At 70.1% G+C, this 11,216-nt stretch carries 7 protein-coding genes; 2 read left to right on the forward strand and 5 right to left on the reverse strand.

Going from position 1 to position 11,216, the window contains the following annotated elements; genetic code table 11:
• Positions 1-190: 190 nt before the first annotated feature.
• The 5 genes from OOK34_RS22765 to OOK34_RS22785 all read right to left on the reverse strand — a co-directional run bounded on the left by OOK34_RS22765 (position 191) and on the right by OOK34_RS22785 (position 6,465).
• Positions 191-1,210, reverse strand: coding sequence for a PAC2 family protein (locus OOK34_RS22765; RefSeq protein ID WP_267035698.1), 1,020 nt, complete (start codon positions 1,208-1,210; stop codon positions 191-193).
• 125 nt (positions 1,211-1,335) lie between these two features.
• Complete coding sequence (locus OOK34_RS22770) at positions 1,336-2,943, reverse strand: glycerol-3-phosphate dehydrogenase/oxidase (RefSeq protein ID WP_267035699.1); 1,608 nt, start codon at positions 2,941-2,943, stop codon at positions 1,336-1,338.
• Between the two features lie 39 nt (positions 2,944-2,982).
• Positions 2,983-4,509: a glycerol kinase GlpK gene (glpK, locus tag OOK34_RS22775; RefSeq protein WP_267035700.1), complete on the reverse strand. Its 1,527-nt coding sequence runs from the start codon at positions 4,507-4,509 to the stop codon at positions 2,983-2,985.
• A gap of 79 nt (positions 4,510-4,588) precedes the next feature.
• Positions 4,589-5,371, reverse strand: a complete 783-nt coding sequence (locus tag OOK34_RS22780) for an MIP/aquaporin family protein (RefSeq protein ID WP_267035701.1) — start codon at positions 5,369-5,371, stop codon at positions 4,589-4,591.
• 326 nt (positions 5,372-5,697) lie between these two features.
• A complete protein-coding gene (locus OOK34_RS22785; RefSeq protein ID WP_267035702.1) occupies positions 5,698-6,465 on the reverse strand; it encodes an IclR family transcriptional regulator in 768 nt (255 codons plus the stop codon).
• 252 nt (positions 6,466-6,717) lie between these two features.
• On the opposite strand from OOK34_RS22785, the gene metH reads away from it, so the two are divergent.
• Positions 6,718-10,230: a methionine synthase gene (gene metH, locus OOK34_RS22790; RefSeq protein ID WP_267035703.1), complete on the forward strand. Its 3,513-nt coding sequence runs from the start codon at positions 6,718-6,720 to the stop codon at positions 10,228-10,230.
• 112 nt (positions 10,231-10,342) lie between these two features.
• Positions 10,343-11,044 (forward strand): HAD family phosphatase, encoded by a 702-nt coding sequence (locus tag OOK34_RS22795; RefSeq protein WP_267035704.1) that lies wholly within the window; start codon positions 10,343-10,345, stop codon positions 11,042-11,044.
• The last annotated feature ends 172 nt before the right edge of the window (positions 11,045-11,216 follow it).

An 11,216-nucleotide genomic window follows, 5' to 3' on the forward strand; every position in this document is an offset into this window, starting at 1 on the left:
TGCCCGGAGGGCAATTCCAGCCCCGCCGGCGTTTGAGGCTGGGGGTCCCCCCGGACGGAGTCTGGGGGAGGGTCCGGGCAGAGCCCTGGGGGCACCTCCCAGCGGTAGCTGGGGGAGAAACGGTGAAAGGGCGGGTAGGGGACGGCTCCGCGCAGCGGCCCCGCCCGGCCCCGCCCCGGCCCCGGCCCGGCTACGCCTCGGGGGTCTCCGGGGCTCCCGGGGTCTCCGGGGAGTCCCCCGGCTCCTCCGGCGGAGCCACCGGCGGCTGCGCCTCCTCCCCGGAGGGCTCGGCCTTGCGCCGCGGCGGCCGCGTCAGCCCGCTGGACGTGTCCCGCAGGTACGACCCGTCCCCCGGCTCCGCACCGGCGGAGGGGTCACGCCGCCGCAGGTACCGCTCGAACTCCCGCGCGATCGCGTCGCCCGACGCCTCCGGCAGGTCGGCGGTGTCCCGCGCCTCCTCCAGCGTCTGGACGTACTCCGCCACCTCGCTGTCCTCGGCGGCCAGTTGGTCCACGCCCAGCTGCCACGCCCGCGCGTCCTCCGGGAGTTCGCCCAGCGGGATCCGGATGTCGATCAGGTCCTCGAGCCGGTTCAGCAGCGCCAGCGTCGCCTTCGGGTTCGGCGGCTGGGAGACGTAGTGCGGCACCGCCGCCCACAGCGACACCGCCGGAACACCCGCGTGCGTACAGGCCTCCTGGAGCACGCCCACGATCCCGGTCGGGCCCTCGTACTTGGTCTCCTCGAGGTCCATCGTCCGCGCGAGGTCCGCGTCCGAGGTCACCCCGCTCACCGGCACCGGCCGCGTGTGCGGGGTGTCGCCGAGCAGCGCGCCCAGGATGACCACCATCTCCACGCCCAGCTCGTGCGCGAAACCGAGCAGCTCGTTGCAGAACGACCGCCAGCGCATGGACGGTTCGATGCCCCGCACCAGCACCAGGTCGCGCGGCTTCGCGCCGCCGATCCGGACCACCGAAAGCCGCGTCGTCGGCCAGATGATCTTCCTGACCCCGTTGTCCAGCCACACCGTCGGCCGGTTGACCTGGAAGTCGTAGTAGTCCTCGGCGTCCAGCGCCGCGAAGACCTCGCCCTTCCACTCCCGGTCCAGGTGCGCCACCGCACCGGAGGCGGCGTCACCCGCGTCGTTCCAGCCCTCGAACGCGGCCACCATGACCGGGTCGATCAGCTCGGGCACGCCCTCAAGCTCGATCACCCAGGTCTCCTTCCGAAGTTCTTGCGTACGTGGGCCAGCCTAAGCCTTTGTGGGACATCGGCCACAGCCCACGACAGAGGGGCGGTTCCCCTCGGAACCGCCCCTCTTCCCCACCTGCGTACGAGCTATGCCTTGCGGCTCAGCATCTCCTCGACGCGGGCCCGTACGGCCTCGTCGTCCAGGCCGCGGACCGTCACCGTCGTACGGCGGCGCAGCACGTCGTCGACCGTCTCGGCCCACTCGTTGTCACGGGCGTAGGCGACCTGCGCCCAGATCTCCGGACCGTCCGGGTGGATCCGCTCGGCCAGCGCCGCGTCCTCGTTCGCCAGTCGGGCGATGTCGAAGGCCAGCGAGCCGTAGTGCGAGGCCAGGTGGCGGGCGGTCAGCGGGTCCATCCGCGTGCCGGGCTCGCGGTCCACCAGCAGCCGGTGCGCGACCGCGTTCGGGTTGGCGACACCGGGCAGCGGGATCCGGCGTACGAGCGACTTCACCGACTCCATGTCCTCGGTCAGCGGGCTGCCCGGGAGCTTGGCGAGCTTGTCCATGACCACACGGCCGATGTGACGGTACGTGGTCCACTTGCCGCCGGCCACGGACAGCATGCCGCCCGCGCCCTCGGAGACCACCGTCTCGCGCTTGGCCTTCTCGACGCCGCCGGGGCCGCCGGGCAGCACGCGCAGGCCGGCGAAGGCGTACGTCATCAGCGAGCGGTCGAGGTCGGCGTCCTTGATGGAGAACGCGGCCTCGTCCAGGATCTGCTCGATGTCCTTCTCGGTGGCGCGCACGTCCGCCGGGTCGCCCTCGTAGACCTCGTCGGTGGTGCCGAGCAGCAGCTGGTCCTCCCACGGGAGGGCGAAGGTGATGCGGTACTTGTCGATCGGGGTGGCCATGGCGGCCTTCCACGGCGACTTGCGCTTCATGACGATGTGCGCGCCCTTGGAGAGGCGGATCGACGGCATCGAGTGCTTGTCTTCCATGCGCCGCAGGTGGTCCACCCACGGGCCGGTGGCGTTGAGCACGACGCGCGCGTCGACTCCGAACTCGGTGCCGTCCAGGCGGTCCTTGAGCTCGGCGCCGCTGACCCGGCCGCGCGTCATGCGCAGGCCGGTGACCTCGGCGTGGTTGAGGACGACCGCACCCGACTCGACGGCCGCGCGGACCGTCATGACGGCCACGCGGGAGTCGTTCATCTGGTGGTCGTAGTAGACCGCGACGGCCTTGAGGTTGTCCGTCTTCAGACCCGGGTTGTCGGCGGCGGCACGGGCCGGGGATATGACCTTGCCCATGCCGTCGCCGAAGGCCGAGAGGGCGGAGTAGGCGAAGACGCCCGCGCCCAGCTTGGCCGCACCCACCGGACCGCCCTTGTAGACCGGCAGGTAGAAGGTGAGCGGGTTGACCAGGTGCGGGGCCACGTCCTTGGCCAGCACCCGACGCTCGTGGTGGTTCTCCGCCACCAGCTTGACCGCACCGGTCTGCAGGTAGCGCAGACCGCCGTGGACGAGCTTGGAGGAAGCCGAGGAGGTGGCGCCGGCGAAGTCGCCGGCGTCCACCATGGCAACCCGCAGACCCGACTGCGCGGCGTGCCAGGCCACCGAGGTGCCCAGGATCCCACCGCCGATGACCAGCAGGTCGTACGTGGCCTTCGCCAGCTGCTCACGCGTCTCGGCGCGGCTCGCGTTGACACCGGCGGTCGGGTGCGTACCCAGTGTGGGAACGCTCTGCAGGCTGCTCATATCTCTTTCAGCTCCTCGTCGATTGACTCAGCTGGTGCGTCAGCTGGCGTCTTCGTCGTCGATCCAGCCCATGGACCGCTCGACGGCCTTGAGCCAGTTCTTGTACTCGCGGTCCCGCTGGTCGGCGGGCATCCGCGGGGTCCATTCCGCCGCGCGGCGCCAGTTGGCGCGCAGGGCGTCGGTGTCGGGCCAGAAGCCGACGGCCAGGCCGGCGGCGTAGGCGGCGCCGAGGCAGGTGGTCTCGGCGACCATCGGGCGCACCACGGGGGCGTCCAGGAAGTCCGAGAGCGTCTGCATCAGCAGGTTGTTCGAGGTCATACCACCGTCGACCTTGAGGGCCGCCAGCTCGACGCCGGAGTCCTTGGTCATGGCGTCGGTGATCTCGCGGGTCTGCCAGGCGGTGGCCTCCAGGACGGCACGGGCGATGTGCGCCTTGGTGACGTACCGGGTGAGGCCGGCGATCACACCGCGGGCGTCGGAGCGCCAGTACGGGGCGAACAGGCCGGAGAAGGCCGGCACGAAGTAGGCGCCGCCGTTGTCCTCGACGGAGGAGGCCAGGGTCTCGATCTCGGCCGCGGTCTTGATCATGCCCATCTGGTCGCGCATCCACTGGACGAGCGAGCCGGTGACGGCGATGGAGCCCTCGAGGGCGTAGACCGGCTTCTGGTCGCCGATCTGGTAGCCGACCGTGGTCAGCAGGCCGCTGTAGGAGTTGATGATCTTGTCGCCGGTGTTCATCAGCATGAACGTGCCGGTGCCGTAGGTGGACTTCGCCTCGCCCTCGGCGAAACAGGTCTGGCCGAAGAGCGCGGCCTGCTGGTCACCGAGCGCCGAGGCGACCGGGACACCGGCGAGGACGCCGTCCTGGACGTGGCCGTAGACCTCGGCGGAGGACTTGATCTCCGGGAGGACGTTGAGCGGGACGCCCATGGACTCGGCGATCTTCTCGTCCCAGGCCAGGCTGTGAAGGTTCATCAGCATGGTGCGCGAGGCGTTGGTGACGTCCGTGACGTGCACGCCGCCCTGGGCGCCACCGGTGAGGTTCCAGATGACCCAGGAGTCCATGGTGCCGAAGAGGATGTCGCCGGCCTCGGCGCGCTCGCGCAGGCCCTCGACGTTGTCGAGCAGCCAGCGGACCTTCGGGCCCGCGAAGTAGCTCGCGAGCGGCAGGCCGGTCTCGCGGCGGAAGCGGTCCTGGCCGACGTTGCGGCCGAGCTCCTTGCACAGCGAGTCGGTACGGGTGTCCTGCCAGACCAGCGCGTTGTGCACCGGCTCGCCGGTGTGGCGGTCCCACAGGACGGTGGTCTCGCGCTGGTTGGTGATGCCGACTGCCTTGACGTCGGCGGCGGTGATCTCAGCCTTGGCGATGGCGCCGGCGACGACCTCCTGGACGTTGGTCCAGATCTCCGTGGCGTCGTGCTCGACCCAGCCCGGCTTCGGGAAGATCTGCTCGTGCTCCTTCTGGTCGACGGCCACGATGCGGCCGTCGCGGTCGAAGACGATGCAGCGGGAGGAGGTGGTGCCCTGGTCGATCGCGGCGATGAAGGGGCCGGTGCTGCTGGTCATGATGGCTGCTCCTGGCAGGTCTGTTGAGTAGGCGGAATCAGGAGGGCGGTGCGGATCTTACGAGCGCGGCCGAAGCTGATCAGGCGAACGCGATGTTGTACAGACCACCGGCGATGGCGGCACCGACGAGCGGGCCGACGACCGGGATCCAGGAGTAGCCCCAGTCCGAACCGCCCTTGTTGGGCAGCGGCAGGAGGGCGTGAACGATGCGCGGACCGAGGTCGCGCACCGGGTTGATGGCGTAGCCGGTCGGGCCGCCGAGCGAGAGGCCGATGCCGACGACGACGAAGGAGGTGATCAGGACGCCGATGACGCCGAGGCCCTTGCCGCCGTCCTGGAGGCCCTGGGTGAGGATCGCCAGGACCAGGACGAACGTACCGATGATCTCGGTGGCCAGGTTCTGGACGACGTTGCGGATCTCCGGGCCGGTGGAGAAGATCCCGAGCACCGGGCCGGCCTGGTCGTGCGGGTGCGGGTCCTCCGGGCCGAGCTTGGCGTCACGGATGTTCTCCGGGTCCGCCAGGTGCACACGGAACTGGCCGTAGTACGTGATCCACATCAGGACCGCGCCGAGCATCGCGCCGAGGAGCTGGCCCGCGAAGTAGACGGGGACGTCACCCCACTCGCCGGTCTTGACGGCGATGCCGACGGTGACCGCCGGGTTGAGGTGCGCGCCGGAGAGCGGAGCGGAGACGTACGCGGCGATCAGTACGGCGAAACCCCAGCCGAAGGTGATCGCGAGCCAGCCCGCGTTGCGGGCCTTGGAGCTCTTGAGCGTCAGGGCGGCACAGACGCCGCCGCCGAGCAGGGTGAGCAGGGCGGTACCGATGGTCTCGCCGATGAAGATGTCGGAGCTGGACACCCGCGACTCCTTTGTCTTACGTCCAGGGGGTGGGCGGACACCGGGTCCCTCCGGTGGTCCACCGCACTCGGTGAGTGCTGCACCGGTCCTTGGCCTCGCCATACCCTAACGCGTATTGCCGGTAGGTGTTCGACAATGCCGACCGATGAACGGCAGTTTTCCGCCTGGGTGAAGAACGCGTCAAGGGCTGACCAGGTCAAAGAACCGGATCGTTACCACTCGGTACGATCGCCCAAAACAGGCCATCGGATGATCGGAAAACGCCAAAGTCCACCCAAATGGCGCGCGGAGTGGCCATTGGGTGGACCGATTGATTCAGGTCAAGCTCAGAACCGGCCCGCTCCGAGATCGCGCGAAACCGACCGGGCGCAGTCCCGTACGGAGGCCACCAGCGCCGCACGCGGCTCCCCGGACTCCCCGCAGACCCGCTCCACGGCCCCCGCGACCGCCACCGCGCCGACCGGCATCCGCCGCCGGTCGTGGATCGGCGCCGCCACCGAGGCGATGCCCTCCCAGGTCTCCTCGACGTCCGCCGCCCAGCCGCGCGCCCGGGTCAGGTCCAGGACCTCCTCGAAGCCCGCCGCCTCGGTGACCGTGCGCGGCGTGAAGGCCTCACGCTCCCCGTCCACGGCCTCCGTGTGCGCCACCGGGTCGTAGGCCGACAGCACCTTGCCCAGGGCCGTGGAGTGCAGCGGCTGCATCGCCCCCACCTCCAGCACTTGACGGCTGTCGTCCGGCCGGAACACGTGGTGCATGATCAGCACCCCGCTCTGGTGGAGCACTCCCACGTACACGCTCTCGCCGCTCGCCCGGGCCAGGTCGTCCGTCCACACCAGCGCGCGTGCGCGCAGCTCGTGCACGTCCAGATAGCTGTTGCCCAGGCGCAGCAGCTCCGCGCCCAGCTGATAGCGCCCGGAGGCCGGGTCCTGCTCCACGAAGCCCTCGGCCTGCAGCGTGCGCAGGATCCCGTGCGCCGTGCCCTTGGCCAGGCCGAGGGAGGACGCCACGTCCGAGAGACCCAGCCGGCGTTCCCCGCCGGCCAGGAGCCGCAGCATCGCAGCGGCTCGTTCGAGCGACTGGATGTTCCGTGCCATCGCGCAGCCTCCTGCTGACGTAGTTCGACAATGCTGAACACTATCGGTCGATGCCGACCTTGTGCATGGTTGGGGGTTTCCCGGTGCGCCGAGCCCGGGGCACCCTGCCACGCGGCTCCCGCGCACAGAATGCAGTCCGCCACGTGGGACGCCCTCACCGGGGCCGGTGCCACGCGGTTACCCTGACCGCGTGCACCCTTGACGCAGAGGGGGTGCAAAGCCGACAGCCGTCGCATCCCAGGGAGCTCAACCATGGCCTCGTTGCCGAACCCGCCCGCAGACACCCAGACCCGGGCCGATGCCCTCCGAGAGGCGCTCGCCACCCGCGTGGTCGTCGCCGACGGAGCCATGGGAACCATGCTCCAGGCGCAGGACCCCACCCTGGATGACTTCCAGCAGCTCGAAGGCTGCAACGAGGTCCTGAACGTCACCCGCCCCGACATCGTCCGCTCGGTCCACGAGGAGTACTTCTCGGTGGGCGTGGACTGCGTCGAGACCAACACCTTCGGCGCGAACTACGCCGCCCTGGCCGAGTACGACATCGCCGAGCGCAACTTCGAGCTGTCCGAGTCCGGCGCCCGCATCGCCCGTGAGGTCGCCGACGAGTTCACCGCCTCCACCGGACAGCAGCGCTGGGTCCTGGGCTCCATGGGCCCCGGCACCAAGCTGCCCACCCTCGGCCACATCACCTACGCCCAGATCCGTGACGCCTACCAGATCAACGCCGAGGGCCTGATCTCCGGCGGCGCCGACGCGCTGCTCGTCGAGACCACCCAGGACCTCCTCCAGACGAAGTCCTCCATCATCGGCGCCCGCCGCGCCATGGAGGCCCTCGGTGTCACCGTCCCGCTGATCTGCTCCGTCACCGTCGAGACCACCGGCACGATGCTGCTGGGTTCCGAGATCGGTGCGGCGCTCACGGCGCTGGAGCCGCTGGGGATCGACATGATCGGCCTGAACTGCGCCACCGGCCCCGCCGAGATGAGCGAGCACCTGCGCTACCTCGCGCGCAACGCCCGCATCCCGCTCTCCTGCATGCCCAACGCCGGCCTGCCCGTCCTGACCAAGCAGGGCGCGCACTACCCGCTGTCGGCCGCCGAGCTGGCGGACGCGCAGGAGACCTTCGTCCGTGAGTACGGGCTCTCCCTGGTCGGTGGCTGCTGCGGCACCACCCCCGAGCACCTGCGCCAGGTCGTGGAGCGGGTCCGGGGCACGGCCGTCACCGAGCGCAGCCCGCAGCCCGAGCCGGGCGCGGCCTCCCTCTACCAGACGGTGCCGTTCCGGCAGGACACCGCGTACATGGCGATCGGTGAGCGGACGAACGCGAACGGGTCGAAGAAGTTCCGCGAGGCCATGCTGGAGGCCCGCTGGGACGACTGCGTGGAGATGGCGCGCGACCAGATCCGCGAGGGCGCGCACATGCTCGACCTGTGCGTGGACTACGTGGGCCGCGACGGCGTCGCGGACATGAAGGAGCTGGCCGGCCGTTTCGCCACCGCCTCCACCCTGCCGATCGTGCTGGACTCGACCGAGGTTCCCGTCATCCAGGCCGGCCTGGAGAAGCTCGGCGGGCGCGCGGTCATCAACTCGGTCAACTACGAGGACGGCGACGGCCCGGAGTCCCGTTTCGCGAAGGTCACCCGGCTGGCTCAGGAGCACGGTGCGGCGCTGATCGCGCTGACCATCGACGAGGAGGGCCAGGCCCGCACGGTCGAGCACAAGGTCGCGATCGCCGAGCGGCTGATCGAGGACTTGACGTCGAACTGGGGGATCCGTGAGTCGGACATCCTCATCGACACCCTGACCTTCACGATCTGCACCGGCCAGGAAGAATCCCGCAAGGACGGCATCGCGACGATCGAGTCGATCCGCGAGCTCAAGCGGCGCCACCCGGACGTGCAGACGACGCTGGGTCTGTCGAACATCTCCTTCGGTCTGAATCCGGCGGCCCGTGTGCTGCTGAACTCGGTGTTCCTGGACGAGTGCGTGAAGGCCGGTCTGGACTCGGCGATCGTGCACGCGTCGAAGATCCTGCCGATCGCCCGGTTCGACGATGAGCAGGTCAACACGGCCCTGGACCTGATCTACGACCGCCGTGCCGAGGGCTACGACCCGCTGCAGAAGCTGATGGCGCTCTTCGAGGGCGTCAACACCAAGTCCCTGAAGGCCGGCCGCGCCGAGGAGCTCGCCGCCCTGCCGCTGGACGAGCGTCTCCAGCGCCGCATCATCGACGGCGAGAAGAACGGCCTGGAAGCCGACCTGGATGAGGCCCTCCAGACCCGCCCCGCCCTGGACATCGTCAACGACACCCTCCTGGAGGGCATGAAGGTCGTCGGCGAGCTCTTCGGCTCCGGTCAGATGCAGCTGCCGTTCGTGCTCCAGTCGGCGGAGGTCATGAAGACGGCCGTCGCCCACCTCGAGCCGCACATGGAGAAGACCGACGACGAGGGCAAGGGGACGATCGTCCTCGCGACCGTCCGCGGTGATGTCCACGACATCGGCAAGAACCTGGTCGACATCATCCTGACCAACAACGGCTACAACGTCGTCAACATCGGCATCAAGCAGCCGGTCTCCGCGATCCTCGAGGCGGCGCAGGAGCACAAGGCCGACGTCATCGGCATGTCGGGCCTCCTCGTGAAGTCGACCGTGATCATGAAGGAGAACCTCCAGGAGCTCAACCAGCGCAAGCTGGCGGCCGACTACCCGGTCATCCTCGGCGGCGCGGCCCTGACCCGCGCCTACGTCGAGCAGGACCTCCACGAGATCTACGAGGGCGAGGTCCGCTACGCCCGTGACGCCTTCGAAGGCCTCCGCCTCATGGACGCCCTGATCGCGGTCAAGCGCGGAGTCCCCGGCGCCACCCTGCCCGAGCTCAAGCAGCGCCGCGTCGCCAAGCGGGCCACCACCGCCGTCGAGGTGGAGGAGGCGGAGGAGCCCGGCGGCCGGTCCGACGTGGCCGTCGACAACCCCGTCCCCACTCCTCCCTTCTGGGGGACCCGCGTGGTCAAGGGCATCCCGCTCAAGGACTACGCCTCCTGGCTGGACGAGGGCGCCCTCTTCAAGGGGCAGTGGGGCCTCAAGCAGGCCCGCGCCGGCGGAGCCACGTACGAGGAGCTGGTCGAGAGCGAGGGCCGTCCGCGCCTGCGCGGCCTGCTGGAGAAGCTGCACACCGAGAACCTGCTCGAGGCGGCCGTGGTCTACGGCTACTTCCCCTGCGTCTCCAAGGGCGAGGACCTGATCATCCTCGACGAGGAGGGCAACGAGCGGACCCGCTTCACCTTCCCGCGCCAGCGCCGCGGCCGGCGCCTGTGCCTCGCCGACTTCTTCCGTCCGGAGGAGTCCGGCGAGACCGACGTCATCGGCCTCCAGGTGGTCACCGTCGGCTCGAAGATCGGCGAGGCCACGGCCAAGCTCTTCGAGTCCGACTCCTACCGCGACTACCTGGAGCTGCACGGCCTGTCCGTCCAGCTGGCCGAGGCCATGGCCGAGTACTGGCACGCCCGGGTCCGCGCCGAGCTCGGCTTCGGCGGCGAGGACCCCGACAAGGTCGAGGACATGTTCGACCTCAAGTACCGCGGCGCCCGCTTCTCCCTCGGCTACGGCGCCTGCCCCGACCTGGAGGACCGTGCGAAGATCGCCGACCTCCTCCAGCCGGAGCGGATCGGCGTCCACCTCTCGGAGGAGTTCCAGCTCCACCCCGAGCAGTCCACCGACGCCCTGGTGATTCACCACCCCGAAGCGAAGTATTTCAACGCACGCTGACACGGACCGGCGTACACTGGTCGGTCCCATACAGGCCGGTCACCTGTTCCCGAGGGGGATGTCCCACGGGTCGAGGTGGCCGGCCTTGTCGTCCCCGGAGAGAGGCGTCCGCATGACCAGCACCGTTCCCGCACCCGTCGCCCGCACGGCCGACGGGCACGCTCTGCAGGCGGTGCTGCTCGACATGGACGGCACGCTCGTCGACACCGAGGGGTTCTGGTGGGAGATCGAGGCGCAGATCTTCCACGAGCTGGGCCACCGCCTCGACGAGTCCTGGCGGGACGTGGTCGTCGGCGGCCCCATGAGCCGCAGTGCCGCCTTCCTGATCGAGGCGACCGGCGCCGACATCGGCCTCGCCGAGCTGAGCGTCCTGCTCAACGAGCGCTTCGAGGCCCGCATCGCCGACCGGGTCCCCCTGATGCCCGGCGCCGAGCGCCTCCTGAGCGAGCTGGCCCGGCACAACGTGCCCACCGCCCTCGTCTCCGCCTCCCACCGCCGCGTCATCGACCAGGTCCTGCTCACCCTCGGCCGCGACCGCTTCACGCTGACGGTCGCCGGGGACGAGGTCCCCCGTACCAAGCCCCACCCCGACCCGTACCTGCTCGCCGCCGGGACCCTCGGCGCGCACCCCTCGCGCTGCGCCGTGATCGAGGACACCGCCACCGGGGTCGCCGCGGCCGAGGCCGCCGGCTGCCGGGTCGTGGCCGTCCCCTCCGTGGGCCGCATCGAGCCCGCGCCCGGCCGCACCATCGTGCGCTCCCTCGAGGACGTGAACCTCCCCTTCCTGCGCTCCCTCATCACTCCGATGAACTGAGCGCGCACGCTCCGTACCGAACAGAACGGGGGCAGGGCCGGGGTCCGACGAGAGGATCTTCCGCCCCTAACCCCGGAGGCCGAAATTCCATCCTCCCCGTACGAGTTGGATCGGGTGACCTTGGTCACCCGCGAAGCCCCCGCCGAGCCCGCCCGCAGGCTCCGGGGGCTTC

The organism is Streptomyces sp. NBC_00091, assembly GCF_026343185.1.
Lineage (GTDB): Bacteria > Actinomycetota > Actinomycetes > Streptomycetales > Streptomycetaceae > Streptomyces.

What these genes read in the sequence shown, in the direction of transcription:
- OOK34_RS22770 (WP_267035699.1), bottom strand. Translation starts at nt 2,943, where the DNA reads ATGAGCAGCCTGCAGAGCGTTCCCACACTGGGTACGCACCCGACCGCC.
- glpK (WP_267035700.1), bottom strand. Translation starts at nt 4,509, where the DNA reads ATGACCAGCAGCACCGGCCCCTTCATCGCCGCGATCGACCAGGGCACC.
- OOK34_RS22785 (WP_267035702.1), bottom strand. Translation starts at nt 6,465, where the DNA reads ATGGCACGGAACATCCAGTCGCTCGAACGAGCCGCTGCGATGCTGCGG.
- metH (WP_267035703.1), top strand. Translation starts at nt 6,718, where the DNA reads ATGGCCTCGTTGCCGAACCCGCCCGCAGACACCCAGACCCGGGCCGAT.
- OOK34_RS22795 (WP_267035704.1), top strand. Translation starts at nt 10,343, where the DNA reads ATGACCAGCACCGTTCCCGCACCCGTCGCCCGCACGGCCGACGGGCAC.